Here is an 18809-nt window from a genome sequence, read left to right on the forward strand (position 1 = left end):
GTTTTTGCTCAACACAAAAAGTTGTGGAACATTATAAAATATCAGATTTTTGAATCAAAAACTTTAATGTCCTCAAACTCCCTAATAGCCATAGCCAATTTATTACTTCCAGAGGTTTTATTTTGATATTTGCAGAAAAGTAAAAACCCTATAAACATAATGTTTATAGGGTTTTGGTGGAATTTGTGCTATTCCTAGCGGAGAAAGAGGGATTCGAACCCCCGGAGGTGTGACCCTCAACAGTTTTCAAGACTGCCGCATTCGACCGCTCTGCCATTTCTCCTTGAGCGCCGTATCAGGTTATCCCTGAATGCGGCTGCAAATATATAAACTATTCTTCTACTTTAAAAGGTTTTTCTGAACAAATTAGTTATTATTTTAATGTTCTTTTTAAGGTGTTGATTTAAAGCCATATATTAAATTAATTATTCATTGGTTTTGCCCCGAATATGATTAATTATAATAAAAATTATTCAGTTTTACTATCATCAGGATTGTATTTTATTCAGCCATTTTCATAGTGCCATGATTTTTAAGGTGTGTGTGCCAACTAAAAGCTTTGTCCATAATATGAGGCGTATGTCCGCCTAATTTATAAGCTTTTTCAAAGTATTCTGATAATTGACCTTGATAGGAAGGATGCACGCAATTTTCAATAATGAGTCTGGCTCTTTCTACAGGTGCTAAACCTCTAATATCTGCTAGACCTTGGTCCGTTACTAAAATATCTATATCGTGTTCCGTATGATCCGTATGGGAAACCATAGGAACAATATGAGAAATACGGCCTTCTTTAGAAATGGAAGGACAAGCAAAAATACTGATATAACCGTTTCTGGCAAAGTCGCCCGAACCGCCTATACCGTTCATCATATTAGTACCGCCAATATGCGTAGAATTCACATTTCCATAAATATCAAATTCAATAGCTGTGTTTATACCGATAACGCCTAATCGTCTAATAACTTCGGCAGAGTTACTAATGTTTTGGGGTCTTAAGAGGAGTTTATCTTTGTACTTCTCAAAATTCTGAAAAATTCTATTCGAACATGATTCTGTTACAGTTATAGAGGACGCCGATGCAAATAGAAGCTTTCCGGAGTCAAAAAGTTCAAAAGTACTATCCTGAAGAACTTCGGAATACATAGTAAGGTTTTTAAATGTACTATTTTTAAAACCAGATAAAATGGCATTTGCCGTTTTACCAATCCCTGCTTGCAACGGTAGAAGCGATTCTGTTAATCGTCCTTCATCCACTTCCTTTTCTAAAAATTTAAGAATATGATTTGAAATTGCTTTCGTTTTCTCATCAGGATCAGAAATAATGGCTGGACTATCTGGAACTTCAGTAAAAACAATCGCAATTACTTTTTCTGGATCAATTTTAATGTACGGAACGCCTATTCTTGTATCAGATTGAACAACCGGAATAATTTCTCGATTCGGTTGTTTTTTTAAAAACTTAATATCGTGAATCCCTTCAATACTTTCTGGAAATTTAGTATTAATTTCAATTATTATTCTATCTGCTTTTTCGGTAAAAATAGGTGAGTTTCCAACGGATGACGTTGGTATTATATAACCATCTTTAGTAATGGATACGGCTTCAATAATAGCTATGTCAATTTTGAAACTGTCAATACTTTGAAGCATTTCTGCCGTTTGTCCCAAATGTTGATCCACATAAAGTACTTCATGATTATTAATGCTTTTTCTCAAAGTAGGATCTGCCTGAAATGGCATTCTTTTATATAAAGCACCGTTTTTAGCCAAATCGGCATCGGTATCATATCCTAAAGAGGCACCACTTAATACAGTTAATTTTAATTCTTCGTGACCTGCTCTTTGGGCAACTTTAGGTAAAACTGCTTTACTATCGCCAGCTTTTGTAAATCCACTAACGCCTAAAATATCATGATTTTTTATTAATAAAGCTGCAGCTTCAGGTGTTTGAATTCTTTCTAAATAAGCAGGATATTTAATTCTTTTCCTTTGCATAGTATTATCTTTTTTAAAATTGAAATTAAAAACGTTCTATATGGTTTGTAATGATACTTTTAAGTGATGGATATTCCGAGGGTTTGACATCGAGAATTTTTCACCTAAAAAAACATGTATTTATGGCTGTGGTAATACAGTATGGCAATTTATGCAAGATTATCATTGTCTATTTGTTATAATAAGACAATGATTTATTAATTTAGTGCAAATTATTATATTTTAAAAATATTATGAACAGTAAATACTATTTAACCGAGGTTGATAAGGATCCCCAAAGTGTTTTTTGTTATCATAATTTAATGGGTGAAACATTTATTGAATGGCATAGTCATGAAAAAGGACAGTTTCTATATACCGAAGGTGGGGTTGTTCATGTTAAAACTAAAAGCAGAGAGTATTATTTGCCAGCTAGACATTATATGTGGATTCCTGCAGGTGTAAATCATGCTATTTATCCGAGTTCGGCAAATGTTATTATGAGGAATTTGTATTTTCCTATGGAATTAAATGCTTCTCAATTTTTTAAAAAAGAAGGAATTTATCCAGCCACTAACTTATTAATGGCGTTGCTACTTCATACCAAAAACTGGAATGGGGATTTAACAAAATCTCAAAAAAACAAATATGCCATAGTTTATGCTTTTAAGGCTGTTTTGGAGCAATCCGCAGCAACTTCTTTACAGTTAGAGTTGCCACATCCTACAGATGCAAGGTTAGTAAATATTGTAAATTACCTTTCAAACCACATTCAGCAAGAACATTTTTTGCCCCAATTAGCGTCAAAATTTAGTATGACGGATAAGTCTTTGTACCGCTTATTTAAAAAGGATTTAGGAATGTCTTTTAGTAAATACTATACACAGTTGCGAATATTGAAGTCTTTAGAGTATTTAATGAATTCAGACTACAATATTTCTGAAATAGCAAATATGGTCGGTTATAATAGCTTGCCTACCTTCAGTAATACTTTTACTAAAATTATAGGGAAAAGACCTTCAGGATATAGGAAACCCAATCAGATTTACTAGATTCCTTCAAATAAACGTTATTCAAATCCATATATTTGTGTAATTAAATAAATTAAGTTGGAAATAATAGAAAAATTGAATTGGCGTTATGCCACAAAAGCGTTTGATTTAAGTAAAAAAGTATCGTCAGAAAAGCTAGAGATTATTAAACAAGCCTTTAATCTTACCGCTACTTCTTATGGCTTACAGCCTATAAAATTGGTAATTGTTAGTAATCCGTTATTGAAAAAAGAGTTGGTTTCGGTGGCTTTTAATCAAAAACAATTAGAACAGGCATCCCATGTATTGGTGCTTTGTATTCAAACGTCCATTGATGAGGAATTTGTATTGGAATATTTTAATCGTGTTCACAACATTCGAGAAACGCCTAAAACTATTTTAAAACCATTTCAGGATTTCTTGATTTCCGATTTTGAGAATAAACTACAAGAGGGGAGAGAGGCTTGGGCTACAAATCAAGCCTATTTAGCGCTAGGGAATTTATTAACCGTTTGCGCTTTAGAAGGAATTGATTCCTGTCCTATGGAGGGGTTTAAACCAGAAGTATGTGATGATTTATTAGATTTAAGGGAGAAAAATTTAAAATCTGTATTATTATTGCCAATTGGTTATCGTGCCGAAGATGATATGTTTTCAGACTTTAAAAAAGTTAGGAAATCCATTACAGATAGTATTATAGAAATGTAAATTTATAAATTAAAAAAGAAAGATAATATGCCAGGATTTGAATTATTTGGAAGTGCTGAACGTAAAGAGGTTCAAGATGTTTTAGATAGTGGTGTTTTAATGCGTTACGGTTTTGATGGCATGCGAAATGGCCATTGGAAAGCTAAAGAGCTAGAGGCGGAGCTACAAGATAAATTGCAAGTAAATTACGCGCAGTTAGTATCTAGCGGAACAGCTGCTGTGTCTGTTGCTATGGCAGTTACTGGTGTTGGTGCTGGCGATGAAGTTATTATGCCAACCTTTACGTTTGTTGCTAGTTTTGAAGCTATAATGATGTTAGGTGCTATTCCTGTTTTAGTGGATATTGATGATACTTTAACGTTGGATCCGAAAGCGGTGGAAGCTGCTATTACTTCCAGAACGAAAGCTATTATGCCAGTTCATATGTGTGGAAGTATGGCAAATTTAGATGCATTGCAAGCCATTTGTAAAAAGCATAATTTATTATTAATTGAAGATGCATGTCAAGCAATTGGCGGCTCTTATAAAGGAAAACCTCTTGGAAGTATTGGAGATATTGGGTGCTTTTCATTCGATTTTGTAAAAACTATTACCTGTGGCGAAGGCGGTGCAGTAATAACCAACAATCCTACGTATTTTAAAGATGCCGATCAGTATACAGATCATGGCCACGATCATAAAGGTATGGATCGTGGTGCTGAAACACATCCGTTTTTAGGGTATAATTTTAGAATTTCTGAATTGCAGGCGGCCGTTGGTTTAGCACAAGCAAGGCGTTTATATGATTTTGTCGCTATTCAGAAAACACATTATGACATTTTACGTGAAACATTGGCAACAATTCCAGAATTGACTTTTAGAACCGTTCCGGAAGGTGGTGTAGAGAGTTATGGTTTCCTAAACTTCTTTTTACCCGATTTAGAAATCGCCAGGAAAGCATCCAAAGGACTTAAAGACGCCGGAGTAGATGCTTGTTTTCATTATTTTGATAATAATTGGCACTATATCCGAGAATGGGATCATTTAAAAGAAATAAAAACATTATATCCTGTTTCTGCAGAAGTCAAAAAAGGATTAGAATATCTGCAAACAAAAACCTTTGATCAATCCGATCATTATATTGCTAGAAATATTTCTTGTTTAATTAAATTATCTTGGACGGAAGACGAAGTAAAAGAACGCGCTTCCAAAATGAAAATTGCGATTCTTGAAGCTTTAAAATAAACTTCAATAAACCTATTATACGAGCAACTTTAGGGAACTTAATACGTCTTTAAAGTTGCTTTTTTATTTCTTGATAACTCGTTTTTTCTATTCGTTGATTGTTAATCAATATCATTTTTACATTTTCTAAAACAAAAAATAATTGGTATTTCCCTAAAATTTCCTTAATATTAGGTTAACCTCTTAAAGGTAAATACATAAAGCATAGTAACCAATCATAATAAACACAGATAAAAATGGAGACAACAGAAACAAAACCAACAACGGCACCAGTAAATACAAACTCTAATATAGCAGAAGGGAAAAGTATTGCAACAATCGCTTATTTAACTATAATTGGATTAATAATAGCGTTTGTAATGAATAACGAAAAGAAAAATGAATTTGCCAAATATCATATTATACAATCCCTTGGGTTGGCTTTAACCGGATTAGCTTTAGGTGTTATTGGAATGATACCTCTTCTGGGATGGTTAATTAGTATTGTCGGTTTTTTTGTAATCATTTATATGTGGATTATGGGTTTAATGAATGCTATTAACGAAAAACAAGTGCCTCTTCCTATTCTGGGTAAAAAATACGAAGAATGGTTTAAGAATTTATAAAGCTGAAGTATATAAAATAAAAAAGGCTTTCATTTTATAGTTGAATACAAATAGTTGAATACAATTTATCGGTTTTTGATAAAGCTATTAAGTTCAAATAGAGAAAGAGGCAAATAAAAGATATCAGTCTATCAGAAAAAAGCAGATGGACAACATGTATTAAAGATGCTATTAATTGAAGTGAAAAGGGAAATAACTTTGGATAAAACCAATGATATTTCCCTTTTCTATTAGACTATTTTGGTTGTTTTTTGTGAATCCTAAATTATCAGAGTTGTATTAAAGCTAAACAGTGCGGTTAAAAATTTCTGAAAAAACGTGGCGCACTTGCTATATTTATTTGACGACTATTATTTGCTTAAATCGCTTTAAAACAGATTTTTAAATTTGATTTTTAATTTAAAAATGTTAGTTTCGTAATGGAATTATGCTTTACATTATAAATATATATATTTAATTTCCATCGCTAAAACAAAAATCATGAAAAAATCAAGTCTAAACATTATAGTTTTAAGCATTATTATGCTTGTAATATCTTCTTGTGTAAATGAAAAGAAAAGAGAAGCGGAAATCTCTGATATAGGAAAAGAGCAGGTAGAAGGTATGTCAGAGGTTTTATTTGAAAATGATTTTGCAGAGGTATCAAAAATAATTCTTGCACCGAATGAGTTTTTAACCGAACATGATGGTGGAGAACGCGTGGTTTACTCTTTAAGTGATTATTCATTAGACTGGGAGGAAAAAGGTAAAAGTCTAGGAACAAAATCTCGTAAAAAAGGTGAGGTACACTTCCATAAAGCAGGTGATCACTCGGCCAAAAATAACGGAACTACAAATGCGGAATGGATTGTATTTACAAGAAAAGGATGGGATTTGCCAGATTGTGGTGAAAACAAAGTAGAACATGATGTAAATGACGTTTCACCAGACTCCTCAAAGCATCTTTGGGATAATGAAAGTTTTAAGGTTACAAAAGTAATCTTACCTAAAGGTCAAAAACTACCTATGCATTCTGGAGTTAATCGTATTGTTTATTCTCTTTCTGATTATCAAATCATGTATAATTCTGACGGTGGAAGTGAAAGTGATGGCGTAAAGAAAATGAAGATAGGTGACATTCATTGGCATAATGCTTGTCAACATTCTATAGAAAATACTGGTGATTCAGATGCTGAATATATAGTGGTTAGTTACAAGAAAAAAGAATAATCTATGGCGAACCATAGTATTTAAAGTAAGGCTTTAACCTGCAGATTTTGAAAGTCTTACAACTTTCAAATTTGTAATTTCAAATGAAAATGCTCGCGACTAATTAAAATATAACCAATATTTTAAGCTTTAAACATTCAATTATAAAAACAATTTGCTTCTAAAATTGTTTTTAAACTTATCTTTAAAAATAAGTCAATCCTTTAGCTTGGTTGAGTTGAATGCGAATAGCCGAACTAAATTTTATAATTTACTGCATTGAAAGGTGGCATAAAAAACAAAATAAACAAAGAGTTTTTGTGGTAATACGAATCACAAAAGATAATGACACATAGATATTCTAAATAGAAATAACGCTGGAATTAATAATTTACATATTCCACAATCTCCAATCCGTAACCAATCATACCAACACGTTTGGTCTGTTTGCTATTAGAAATTAATTTTAGTTTATGAATATTTAAATCGTGTAGAATTTGTGCGCCAATACCAAAATCTTTAGCATCCATATCAATTCGCTGTGCTTTTACAACTTCTCCTGGAATTTGCGCCGTTTTTAAAACGTTTAAACGCTTTAATAAATTCATCGTCGCCGATTGCTGATTAATAAAGATAATAGCACCTTTTTCGGCTTGATTAATTACCTTAAACATATCGTCCAACTTCTGATCCGCATTATTGGTTAAAGTTCCTAAAATATCGTGATTTACAAGCGTTGCATTAACACGTGTTAAAACAGGTTCGCTAGAAGACCAAGTTCCTTTGGTTAAGGCAATATGAATTTGATTATTGGTTGTTTGATTATAAGCGCGCAATCTGAAATTACCAAAACGCGTTTCTAATTCAAAATCTTCAACCTTTTCAATCAGCGAATCGTGCTGCATGCGATACGCGATTAAATCTTCGATAGAAACAATTTTAAGATCGAATTTTTTAGCCACTTTTATCAATTGTGGTAAACGCGCCATAGTACCATCTTCATTCATGATCTCTACAATCACACCCGCTGGTTTTAAACCGGCAAGTCGCGCGAAATCTATAGCAGCTTCAGTATGTCCAGTACGTCTTAAAACACCACCTTCTTTGGCTACTAAAGGGAAAATATGTCCAGGACGAGCTAGTTCAAAGGGTTTTATATTATCGTCAACCAATGCTAAAACAGTTTTAGCACGATCGCCTGCTGAAATACCTGTTGTTACCCCATTTCCTCTTAAATCTACAGAAATGGTAAAAGCCGTTTCTAATGGATCCGTATTATTCTGAACCATTGGATTTAATTCTAACTCCTTGCAACGTTTTTCAGTAAGTGGCGTACAAATTAATCCACGGCCATGAGTGGCCATAAAATTAATCATTTCTGGGGTTGCCATTTCAGCCGCAGCTAGAAAATCGCCCTCGTTTTCACGGTTTTCATCATCAACCACAATAATAACTTTACCTTTCCTAATGTCGTTTATGGCATCTTCAATGGCATCTAACTGAATGGTTTTATTATTTTGAGTTTGAGTGGTGGACATAGCTGTATTTTAATTAATGTGCAAAGGTATTGCTTATTTTGTATTTAGTGAAAAGACTTTGTTTATTTTAACTTTTAGTAAAAAGTGCCAAACTGGATAAAGAATAAAGCCAAAAATAATAATAATCGGATTTTTATAAACTTGAAGTTTATTTGATGTTTCAGATAACTTAAAACTATTTATTAAGGCAAGTATAAAGTATAGGACATAAATGGCGGCAGAAATAGCACTAACTTGGATTAAAATATTGGCAAGTTGTTCCAATTTATTATTTCTAAAAATAAAATATAGTATAAATAAAACGATGGAAATCCAGTAGAAAATAAAACTGAATTTGGCGTGCATCTTATAATCGATTAGCAGTGTTTTTACTTCCAATTCTTGTTCTGGAACTAATTTTACTGAAGTTGATTCTTCATCCTTTTTATCTTCAGAATTTCCTCCAATTTTTAATAGTTTTTTTATTGGTTCAATAATATGGTCAAATTCAAATAATCCGCGATCGGCGGTAGCGCGTTTGGTTAAATAATAACCAAGCGGTAACATAATTAAAGTGGAAAACCATGCAGCCAAAATGGGGTTTAAACTGCCATCTTTAGCGCTGTTTTTAGCGAAAATACCAATAAAGTGATAGGTTAGAAATAGGAAAATAGCAATTACCATTGGTAATCCTAACCCACCTTTTCTAATTAAAGCGCCTAATGGTGCTCCCACAAAAAAGAGTATAATACATGCAAACCCTAAAGCTAATTTTTCGTGAAGTGCAATAATGTGTTTGTTTAGATACACGTAACGCTCCTTAAAGTATTTGCTTTTTACATTTAGAATTTGTTTGGTGCTTCTTAAAGAATTTAACGACTGATCGAGCATCTGTACTTTTTTCTTATCAGTAAATAAGTCTAGAATATTACCGCTATAAGTTGAATCAATGTCTTTTTTAACTGTAATGCCAGAATTTAAGACGGGTAAATTAGATCGGTTATATAGGCTAATAGCAAAGTCTTCTCGATCTTTTGTTAAGGCGGTTCCTAAAGAATCAATCGTGTAATTTAAATCGGAAATGTTTAACATGTTGTATTTGTCCGTAACATTTTTTTCGTCCAAATCGTTATTGTTTAACTGGGATAAATCGAGATTAATGGTGTACTTTTCAAAGTATGTTTTTACCATAGGATGGCGATCTATGTTCTTACGATCACTAGTATCATCGTAAAAATAACCATCATATAAAATAAATTGTAATACATCAGAATCTTCTTCGCCTATAAGTTCTCCTTCTTTGGCAATAATAGTAATGTTATTTGCATTATTACTTGTGTTCTTTTTATGCATGATAACATCAGTCAAGTATCTGCCGTTTTTACCTGATTTTTTAGCTACTTTAATATTGTAGACCATCACATCGTTAAATTGGCCTTCGGCAATAACCATCGCAGGTTTTAATGTGGCAATGTTTTTTCGGAGATTATGTGACTCGTATTCCGCAGCGGGAATAACATTATTTGCAAAAAAGAACGTGATAACCGCTAAACCAACAATAAAAATACTTAATCCTGCCATGGCACGCTGCAAAGAGGTGCCGGTAGATTTCATGGCAGCGAATTCATAATTTTCGGAAAAACTTCCAAAAACCATGATAGAAGATAGTAATATGGTAAGGGGTAAAACCAAAGGAATTAGCTTCGGCATAAAGTAAAAAAGAAATTTAAAGACAACAATCATGTCTAAATCTTTACCCGCTAATTCTTTAATATAAAGCCAAACTGTTTGCAATACAAAAATCAGCATAAGAATAATAAATACGCTGAAAAAAGTTTTTAAATAGGTGGTAAGTATGTAACGGTCTAGTATTTTCACACGTTTAAAATTTCCTAATTATTTGGTTAGCAAAGTAACTTTAAAATTTAGAACGTCTGTTTCCTCGACGTTCTCATATAAAAAAAGGGACCTAATACTTTTATGAATTGAATGATTGAACATGTATAAAGTTCTAATCTAATTTGTTGATGTAGTGATCTTTATATTTTTCTGCATCAAAAGTAAATAAGGTTTTTGATAATGGCTCGTTTGTTTTAAACGAATTTACAGTTAAAGTGGTTTTTGTTCCATTTTTGCCTGTTTCTATTAAATTGTAAATGTGATGTGTTTGCGCATCAATTCCTAATAGTATATTTTTAATTTCCGAATTAGAATCGCTCGGCGTTAATTTTACATACTGTATTTTTCTGCCTTGAACATTTTGAAGAATGTCCATTTTATACGAATAACCTTTTTCATAAAATGATAACATTTTACTTGGAGTAATGCTGTTTTCATCCTCGGTGTTATTTGAAGAAATAGTCACTTCCTCATCATCAGGACTAATGCTGTAAAGCGTTTTACCATCAAAAATACGGGTCATGCCTAAAATGTTTAAACGATATTTATCACCATCAATGACCACATTACCACGGGTTTCTTGTTTAATGTTTTCAGCGTCATTATTCAAGGCATACTTAAAGTCGATGGAAATGTTGTTGTAACTTTTCACCTTTTTAGAAACCTTATTTAATAGGTTTTTCGCTTCATTATCTTGTGCAAACGTAGCCGTTGTTGCTAGCGCTAAAAATAATACTAATAATTTTTTCATTGCGTTGTAGTTTATCTTAATCCTCTTATTGAGGTTGTTTTATTTGGTTTCGTTATCTAATAACTGACTTAATGCCGTTAAATCTGGCACTAAAACTTGTCTCGCTTTGCTACCTTCAAAACCGCCAACAATTCCAGCTGCTTCTAGCTGATCAATAATACGGCCAGCACGGTTGTAACCTAATTTCAATTTACGCTGTAATAAGGAAGCTGAACCTTGTTGGGCAATTACAATTATATCTGCAGCATCTCTAAATAGGATATCACGATCGCTTATATCTACATCAAGACTTGTGCCACTTTCCTCGCCAACATACTCGGGAAGTAAATAAGCATCTGGATACGCTTTTTGAGATCCAATAAATTCGGTTATTTTTTCAATTTCAGGCGTATCTACAAAGGCACATTGGAGTCTAATCATTTCATTTCCTTGAGTGAAAAGCATATCACCACGACCAATTAATTGATCGGCTCCCGAACCATCTAAAATAGTACGCGAATCAATTTTACTCGTTACTCTAAAAGCAATTCGGGCAGGGAAGTTGGCTTTAATAATACCAGTAATAACGTTTACAGATGGTCTTTGAGTAGCAACAATTAAATGAATACCAATAGCTCGTGCTAATTGTGCTAAACGGGCAATTGGGGTTTCTACTTCTTTACCTGCTGTCATGATTAAATCGGCAAATTCATCAACAACCAGAACAATATATGGTAAAAACTGGTGACCGTCATTTGGGTTTAATTTACGCGCCTTAAATTTTACATTATATTCGGCAATGTTTCTACATAAAGCATTTTTTAATAACTCGTAACGGTTGTCCATTTCAATACACAATGAGTTAAGTGTATTAATTACTTTGGTATTGTCGGTTATAATGGCTTCTTCACTATCTGGTAATTTGGCTAAATAGTGACGTTCTATTTTATTGAAAAGTGTCAATTCTACTTTCTTCGGGTCCACTAATACAAACTTAACTTCCGCAGGATGTTTTTTGTATAATAAAGAAGTTAACACCGCATTTAATCCAACCGATTTACCTTGACCTGTAGCACCAGCCATTAAAAGGTGAGGCATTTTGGCTAAATCCACAACAAAAGTTTCGTTGCTAATGGTTTTTCCAAGAGCAATTGGTAGATACATTTCCGATTTTTGGAATTTCTGCGATGCAATAACAGAACGCATAGAAACGATTGTGGAGTTTTTATTTGGCACTTCAATACCAATAGTTCCTTTGCCTGGAATAGGCGCTATAATTCGAATTCCTAAAGCAGAAAGCGATAAAGCAATATCATCTTCTAGGTTTTTAATTTTTGAAATTCGTACGCCAGCTTCTGGTATAATTTCATACAAAGTTACCGTAGGCCCAATTGTGGCCTTTATATTTGAAATACCAATTTTGTAATTATTTAAGGTGTCTACAATACGGTTTTTATTTTCTTCTAATTCTTCCTGATTTATAGTTATACCTTCAGAATCGTATTTTTTCAGTAAATCTAATGACGGGAATTGATAGTTGCTTAACTCCAAAGTTGGATCAAACTGACCGTAATCTTCCACTAGTTTATTAGCCAGGTTGTCAGTTTCAGATAATTCTTCTTCAACCGTTTCAACCTCAATTTGCATTTCTGGTTCTTCCTCTTCTTTTTGAGGTGTTGGTTTTGTTTGTGTGTGATTTAAAGGCTTTTCAACAGTTTCTTCAGGTTTTGTTTTTTCAACAGATAAACTGAAAGCCGATTTAATATCTTCAGCTTCAGCAGCCAAATCATTATCTAGTGGTACGGACGTTTCATGTTGCACTTGACTATCTTTTAAGTTATCCTTTATGTCTTTTTTAACGGAGGAGAAAATATTTTTAAAACTGTCAAAAGTCATTCTAAAACGAATGGCTAAATAAAATATTAAGCCGAAGAAGAGTAGGAGTGCCGTTCCAATTTTACCGAGATAAATTTGTAAATAGGAATTCATTTCAAAACCTATAGTTCCGCCTAAAATATTCCATTTTTCAGAAAAGAATCCGAATAAAATAGAAGTCCAAATAGCAATTAAAGTTCCCCAAAACCAATTTTTACGTAATCTGCTTTTATCACCGTTTATAAGTACATAAACTCCAGAGAGTAAAATAAGACCTGCAAAAATAAAAGAAGCCACACCAAAACCACGATAAATAAGAAACTCACTGACCCATGCGCCCGTTTTATTTAACCAATTTTCAGACTCTACTGTTTTATTGGCAAATTGCGAAAGCGTACTTTGATCGTTGTCTCCTGTAAAAAAGTAGGAAACAAATGCTGTGAATAAAAGGACACCAGTAATTATTAAAAAACTACCAAGCACCAATTTTTGTTGGTTGGAGAGTTTTAAATTAGGTGTCTTAAGCTTAGTTCGCTTTGCTTTTGGGGCTTTTTTTGCTTGTGTTTTCTTCTTGGCCATATTTACTTTCTGCAAAAGCAGAAAAGAGTTATTTTGTCAATAATTATTAAAACTAAATTTGTGATTGTTTATCTATTCAGATTGTGACAAAAATACAAATAGTTAGCGTTTATCCTAAAGCAAAGTGGATTTAAAAAAGCTTCGGAATATAAATAATACAACCCATAATTATGGCTGTTATTGCAAAGATAAAAACGGCGCCTGCCGCCATGTCTTTTATTAAGCCTATTTTTTTATGAAAGTCTGGGTGCACAAAATCTGCTATTTCCTCAATAGCTGTGTTTACACCTTCCAGGGCCATTATTAATCCAATTGTAGCTATTTGAATAAGCCATTCAGTAGTAGATATTTTAAAGTAGAAACCGGCAAACGTCATCAGAATGCCAATAAAAAATTGCACTTTTATACTAGCCTCGGTTGTGACTAATATAAAAGCGCCTTTAAAAGCATATGTAATACTTTTTAATCGATTTATAAAAAACGATTCTTTGTTATGCATCTTTTAGAGCTTGCAAAGCTGCTTTGTAATTAGGTTCGTCACCAGTTTCTTGAACTTGCTCTGTATAAACGACTTCGCCTTTCTGGTTAACAACTACTACACTTCTAGAAAGTAAAGACTCTAAAGGGCCAGTTGTAAATGTTACACCATAATCTTTTCCGAAGCTTCTGTTTTTAAAATCGGAAAGAGAAACCACATTATCTAATCCTTCAGCTGCGCAAAAACGGCTTAATGCAAATGGTAAATCGCGAGAAATACATAATACATTCGTGTTTTCAAGCTCGCTGGCTTCTTTATTAAATGTTCTAACGGAAGTAGCACAAACGCCAGTATCCACACTTGGAAAAATATTTAATACTAATTTCTTTCCTGAAAAGTCATTTAAAGATTTTGAACCTAATTTAGTATCTGTTAATTTAAAATCTGGAGCTTTTGTTCCCGTTTTTGGAAGTGTTCCAGATGTTTGTATTGCGTCGCCATGAAAAGTTACTGTTGCCATAATATTGTTTTTTTGTGAACTTAAAAATACTAATTATAGATTTAAGAAGCAGCTGTTTTTAGATTATAATACGTTAAAGTTATCGTAAAACACTTAATTCTGTTTAACAATATCATATATTTGTTAAACAGAATTTAAATTAATAAATGTTATGAAAAAGAAAAATTTAATTAAGTCAGGTTTAGTTAGTTTAATGATGCTATTAGCGGTCAATGTTAAAGCACAAGATAAAAATATAGTTGAAGCAGCAATGGCCCCAGATGATTTTACTACGTTAGTTGCTGCTGTTAAAGCTGCAGATTTGGTAGATGTATTATCTAGTGAAGGACCTTTTACGGTTTTTGCACCAACAAATGCGGCATTTTCTAAATTACCAGAAGGTACAGTTGAAGGTTTACTAAAGCCAGAAAGTAAGGATATGTTACAAACGGTTTTAAAATATCACGTTGTTTCAGGATCTGTTATGGCAAGTGATGTTGTAGCAATGATTAAAAAAGGAAATGGTAAAGCAACTATTGAAACTATAATTGGTAATAAATTAATGGCGCAAATGAAGGACGGTGCTGTTTATTTAGTTGATGAAAACAATAATTGGTCTAAAATTGAAGCAACAGACATGAAAACATCTAATGGTGTAATTCATGTTATTGATACTGTTTTATTACCAAAGTAGGATAACGTCCCTCAATTAATAGCAGAAAAAGTCACTCTTAATTGAGTGACTTTTTTTTTGTGCTAATTTTTTTTTGTTAAAATATAAAACCGCCTTTGCTAATTTTACGTTAGTAGGGTATAAACAAATTAATAACTATAAAATTAACAAGATGAAAAATTTGAAATTCGTAACTGTAGCAACATTTGTATTCACTTTAGTATTCTCTATGAGTGTGAATGCGCAAAGCAAAATGATGAAACAAGACACAAAAACGGTTGGTGGTGCTGAAATGTATCCAACCAAAAATATTATTGAAAATGCTGTTAACTCTAAAGATCATACAACATTAGTAGCTGCGGTTAAAGCTGCAGATTTAGTAGACGCCTTGTCCAGCGAAGGACCATTCACCGTTTTTGCCCCAACCAATAACGCTTTTAGTAAATTGCCAAAAGGAACAGTAGATAATTTACTGATGCCAGAAAACAAAATGACGTTACAAACAATTCTTAAATATCACGTTGCTTCAGGAAAATGGAATGCAGCAGATATAATGAAAGCCATTAAAAAAGGAAATGGTAAAGCTGAAATTGAAACTTTAAGTGGTGGAACTTTAACAGCTTGGATGAAGGAAAGTGCCGTTTATGTAACTGATGAAAACGGAAATTCTGCACAAGTAACTATTGCAGACGTTAACCAGTCCAATGGCGTCATTCATGTAATTGATGCGGTATTATTACCAAAATCATAATAAAGAAGTAAACCTACACTTCAAGTGAATAAAAAAAGCCTCTAAAATTAATTTTAGAGGCTTTTTTGCATATATAAAATGTGCAAATTATTTATCAATAGATCCAAGCACACGTTTCATGAAACTGTTAACAGCTTCTTTTTTTGGTGTACCATCTTTAATCATTTTATTTACTTCAATAGCGCCATACATATTAGAGATTAATTCTCCAATAACGTCCAGTTCTTCATCTTTCAGTGAAGAAACTTCGGTAAGGGATTCTAAAGTTTCAATAGTTTCAAGAACAAAATCTTCGTCATTTTCTTCAATAAATTGCGCCAAATGCTTAATTACAGGTAGTTTCATGATATTTTAGATTACGTTATCAACAAGTTCTTTTAAAACATCAAACTTATTAGTCTGCTCTTGGCCAACAAATTCGCCCTTTTTAAAAGTCGCAAAAGTTGGTAAATTATCCACAGTCGCTAATTTTCTACTTTCCGGGAATTTTTCAGCATCAGCAATTACAAATGTCACACCTTCGTGTTCTGTCGCTAATTTCTTAAATTTTGGCTTCATAATACGGCAATTACCACACCATGTCGCTGAATACTGTACAACTACAGTATCATTATTATTAATAAGGTCTTGTAAATTATCTTTTTCTAGTTCCTGTACCATTTTTTCTTAAGTTTTGTTCTAATCAAAGTCCTTCCTATTGCGGAAGGACTTTTTTAGATGATTATAGTGTATTGAAAACTGTTTTCTTATTAAAAAGAATACAATAGAGAATTAGTGAGATGCTAAATATGCAGCAGTTCCTTTTGCGTTAGCTTGCATAGCTTCTTTTCCTTCTTCCCAGTTTGCTGGACAAACTTCACCATTCGTTTGAACGTGCGTGTAAGCATCAATTAAACGTAAGAAATCGTTAACATTTCTTCCTAATGGCATATGGTTAATACCTTCGTGGAATACTGTTCCTTCTTCGTCAATTAAGTATGTTGCTCTGTATGTTACGTTGTCTCCATCTACGGTTACAACACCAGTGTCTTCATTATACTGCTCATTAGTGATATCTAAAATCCCTAATGTAGAAGCTAAATTTCTGTTAGTATCTGCTAAAATTGGGTAAGTAACGCCTTCAATTCCGCCGTTGTCTTTTGGTGTGTTTAACCAAGCGAAATGTACTTCGGGTGTATCACACGACGCTCCAATAACGATTGTATTACGCTTTTCAAATTCTTTCATTGCTGATTGAAATGCGTGTAATTCCGTAGGACATACAAACGTAAAATCTTTTGGATACCAAAACAAAATAACTTTCTTCTTATTGTTAATTGCTTCTTCTAGAACGTTCACTTTAAAAGTGTCGCCCATTTCATTCATTGCGTCTACGTTTAAATCTGGGAATTTTTTTCCTACAAATGCCATATTTTTATGTTTTAATTATTAGTAATTTTCTATGGTACAAATATAGGCAGAAGAAGTAGTATTTAAAATGAAATGAAATCTTAATTCCTTATTGAAGTATAGCTTTAGTCTATGAGTATGATTAATAACTATAGTTTATGCTTATTTAACTGTCAGTTGTTTAATTTTAATATTTAAAGCTGCATATAATAATGTCATGAACGGACTTAACCAGTTAAAAATGGCGTAGACAAAATAGTCAGCTACCGAAACACCCAGTACACCACTTTGATAGGCTCCACATGTATTCCAAGGAATTAATACCGATGTTACCGTTCCGGAATCTTCTAAAGTTCTACTTAAGTTTTCAGGTGCTAAACCTTTATCTTGATAGGCCTTTTTAAACATTTTACCTGGAATAACAATCGCTAAATACTGATCGCTTGCAATAGTGTTCAAACCTAAGCAGCTAATAACAGTACTCGCAAATAATCCAAAAACCGTTGTAGCAAAAGACAAGAGTACTTTTGTAATTCGTGCTAATGCACCAATAGCATCCATTATACCGCCAAAAACCATGGCACAGCATATTAAAAGAATAGTCCAAATCATGCCTTTCATGCCACCGGCTGCAAATAAGTCGTTAAGCTTTTCGTTATCCGTTACAATCTGTGTATCTGATAAAATAGCATTTGCAGTGGCACCTAATTTTGAATCGCCTAGGCTATCTAAAATAGTAGGTTGGAAAATAAAAGCGAATACTGCAGCTAATAATACGCCAACACCTAAAGCTATAAGAGGTTTCGTTTTAAATAAAATTAAAGCAATCACAACAAGAGGCACAATAAATAATAAGGGGGTAATTTGAAACGTATTTTCAATACTACTTAATAAGCTACTCAAATCTGTTGTTCCCGAAGTATCAATAGTCATGCTAATAATAGAAAAAGCTATTAGCGTAATAATTATGGTAGGAACTGTTGTTAACGCCATGTAGCGGATGTGTGTAAATAAATCCGTTCCAGCCATTGCAGGTGCCAAGTTAGTGGTGTCACTTAAAGGCGACATTTTATCACCAAAATAACCACCAGAAATAACAGCGCCAGCAATCATACCAACAGGAATTCCCAATGCACTTCCAATACCTATTAAAGCAATTCCTACTGTTGCCGATGTTGTCCATGAGCTACCCGTTGCAATAGAAATAAGCGCACAAATAACAACAGAAGCTGGTAAAAATATGGCTGGACTTAATACTTGTAATCCGTAATAAACCATGGCAGGAATTACCCCACTAATTAACCATGTTCCAGCTAAGGCGCCCACTAAAAACAATATCATAATGGGAACAAATACACTGCGTAAATTGTCCCAAATTTCGTTGAGCATTGTTTTTAAGCCCACTTTATTAAAAAAACCAACAATTGCAGCAAAAGCACCACCTAACAATAAAATATATTGATTTGAGTATTCGCCAAGCGCTTCACCTTCCGCAAAAAAGATATTATAAGCTAACATTAACATCAGTAAAACCACAGGTATTAGGGCTTCCCAGATACTTAATTCTTTGTTTTCAATGATCGTTTGGTCTTCAATTTCAATATTAGATAGGTTGTCGTCTTCCTGCTTCATGGGTGTCAATTTTTTTAGGCTTGTAATGTTACGATTTTCGCGTATAGTATGCAA

The 18809-nt window shown here is 33.1% G+C and carries 18 protein-coding genes and 1 tRNA gene; 7 read left to right on the forward strand and 12 right to left on the reverse strand.

What is annotated here, in order from left to right; translation table 11 throughout:
• Positions 1-198: 198 nt before the first annotated feature.
• Positions 199-283: transfer RNA gene (locus tag BZARG_RS00110), tRNA-Ser, on the reverse strand.
• Positions 284-501: 218 nt separating this feature from the next.
• On the reverse strand, positions 502-1998 hold the full coding sequence (locus BZARG_RS00115; RefSeq protein WP_008634269.1) for a succinate CoA transferase: 1497 nt from the start codon (positions 1996-1998) through the stop codon (positions 502-504).
• A 233-nt stretch (positions 1999-2231) separates the two neighbouring features.
• On the opposite strand from BZARG_RS00115, the gene BZARG_RS00120 reads away from it, so the two are divergent.
• The 5 genes from BZARG_RS00120 to BZARG_RS00140 all read left to right on the forward strand — a co-directional run bounded on the left by BZARG_RS00120 (position 2232) and on the right by BZARG_RS00140 (position 6754).
• A complete protein-coding gene (locus BZARG_RS00120; RefSeq protein WP_008634493.1) occupies positions 2232-3029 on the forward strand; it encodes a helix-turn-helix domain-containing protein in 798 nt (265 codons plus the stop codon).
• Positions 3030-3086: 57 nt separating this feature from the next.
• Positions 3087-3716 (forward strand): NAD(P)H-dependent oxidoreductase, encoded by a 630-nt coding sequence (locus BZARG_RS00125; protein WP_008634661.1) that lies wholly within the window; start codon positions 3087-3089, stop codon positions 3714-3716.
• Positions 3717-3743: 27 nt separating this feature from the next.
• Positions 3744-4940: a DegT/DnrJ/EryC1/StrS family aminotransferase gene (locus tag BZARG_RS00130; protein WP_008634366.1), complete on the forward strand. Its 1197-nt coding sequence runs from the start codon at positions 3744-3746 to the stop codon at positions 4938-4940.
• Positions 4941-5176: 236 nt separating this feature from the next.
• Entirely contained in the window at positions 5177-5545 is a 369-nt protein-coding gene (locus tag BZARG_RS00135; protein ID WP_008634560.1) for a DUF4870 domain-containing protein, read from the forward strand.
• A 480-nt stretch (positions 5546-6025) separates the two neighbouring features.
• Positions 6026-6754, forward strand: coding sequence for a cupin domain-containing protein (locus tag BZARG_RS00140; RefSeq protein ID WP_008634687.1), 729 nt, complete (start codon positions 6026-6028; stop codon positions 6752-6754).
• 362 nt (positions 6755-7116) lie between these two features.
• Here BZARG_RS00140 and ribB read toward each other — a convergent pair whose 3' ends face one another.
• The 6 genes from ribB to tpx all read right to left on the reverse strand — a co-directional run bounded on the left by ribB (position 7117) and on the right by tpx (position 14331).
• Positions 7117-8271, reverse strand: a complete 1155-nt coding sequence (gene ribB / locus BZARG_RS00145; RefSeq protein WP_008634237.1) for a 3,4-dihydroxy-2-butanone-4-phosphate synthase — start codon at positions 8269-8271, stop codon at positions 7117-7119.
• Between the two features lie 33 nt (positions 8272-8304).
• Positions 8305-10128, reverse strand: a complete 1824-nt coding sequence (locus BZARG_RS00150; RefSeq protein ID WP_083823815.1) for an LptF/LptG family permease — start codon at positions 10126-10128, stop codon at positions 8305-8307.
• 133 nt (positions 10129-10261) lie between these two features.
• Positions 10262-10900 carry a LolA family protein gene (locus BZARG_RS00155; RefSeq protein ID WP_008634275.1) on the reverse strand — a complete coding sequence of 213 codons (639 nt, stop codon included), beginning with the start codon at positions 10898-10900 and terminating at the stop codon, positions 10262-10264.
• A 39-nt stretch (positions 10901-10939) separates the two neighbouring features.
• Positions 10940-13333, reverse strand: a complete 2394-nt coding sequence (locus tag BZARG_RS00160; RefSeq protein WP_008634458.1) for a DNA translocase FtsK — start codon at positions 13331-13333, stop codon at positions 10940-10942.
• Between the two features lie 130 nt (positions 13334-13463).
• Complete coding sequence (locus tag BZARG_RS00165) at positions 13464-13832, reverse strand: diacylglycerol kinase (protein ID WP_008634533.1); 369 nt, start codon at positions 13830-13832, stop codon at positions 13464-13466.
• Positions 13825-14331: a thiol peroxidase gene (gene tpx, locus BZARG_RS00170; protein ID WP_008634686.1), complete on the reverse strand. Its 507-nt coding sequence runs from the start codon at positions 14329-14331 to the stop codon at positions 13825-13827. Before tpx ends, BZARG_RS00165 begins: the two co-directional genes overlap by 8 nt.
• 151 nt (positions 14332-14482) lie before the next feature.
• On the opposite strand from tpx, the gene BZARG_RS00175 reads away from it, so the two are divergent.
• The gene (locus tag BZARG_RS00175) at positions 14483-15004 is read left to right on the forward strand and encodes a fasciclin domain-containing protein (protein WP_008634265.1); all 522 of its coding nucleotides are present in this window, start codon (positions 14483-14485) and stop codon (positions 15002-15004) included.
• A 151-nt stretch (positions 15005-15155) separates the two neighbouring features.
• Positions 15156-15734 (forward strand): fasciclin domain-containing protein, encoded by a 579-nt coding sequence (locus BZARG_RS00180; protein ID WP_008634501.1) that lies wholly within the window; start codon positions 15156-15158, stop codon positions 15732-15734.
• An 87-nt stretch (positions 15735-15821) separates the two neighbouring features.
• Here BZARG_RS00180 and BZARG_RS00185 read toward each other — a convergent pair whose 3' ends face one another.
• The 4 genes from BZARG_RS00185 to nhaC form a co-directional block, all read right to left on the reverse strand.
• The gene (locus tag BZARG_RS00185) at positions 15822-16079 is read right to left on the reverse strand and encodes a DUF6952 family protein (RefSeq protein WP_008634404.1); all 258 of its coding nucleotides are present in this window, start codon (positions 16077-16079) and stop codon (positions 15822-15824) included.
• 6 nt (positions 16080-16085) lie between these two features.
• Complete coding sequence (locus BZARG_RS00190) at positions 16086-16394, reverse strand: thioredoxin family protein (RefSeq protein ID WP_008634579.1); 309 nt, start codon at positions 16392-16394, stop codon at positions 16086-16088.
• A gap of 111 nt (positions 16395-16505) precedes the next feature.
• Positions 16506-17144, reverse strand: coding sequence for a peroxiredoxin (locus BZARG_RS00195; RefSeq protein ID WP_008634734.1), 639 nt, complete (start codon positions 17142-17144; stop codon positions 16506-16508).
• A 141-nt stretch (positions 17145-17285) separates the two neighbouring features.
• Positions 17286-18755 carry a Na+/H+ antiporter NhaC gene (gene nhaC / locus BZARG_RS00200; protein WP_008634807.1) on the reverse strand — a complete coding sequence of 490 codons (1470 nt, stop codon included), beginning with the start codon at positions 18753-18755 and terminating at the stop codon, positions 17286-17288.
• Positions 18756-18809 lie beyond the last annotated feature (54 nt).

Origin of the sequence: Bizionia argentinensis JUB59 (assembly GCF_000224335.1) — a bacterium.
Taxonomy (GTDB): domain Bacteria; phylum Bacteroidota; class Bacteroidia; order Flavobacteriales; family Flavobacteriaceae; genus Algorimicrobium; species Algorimicrobium argentinense.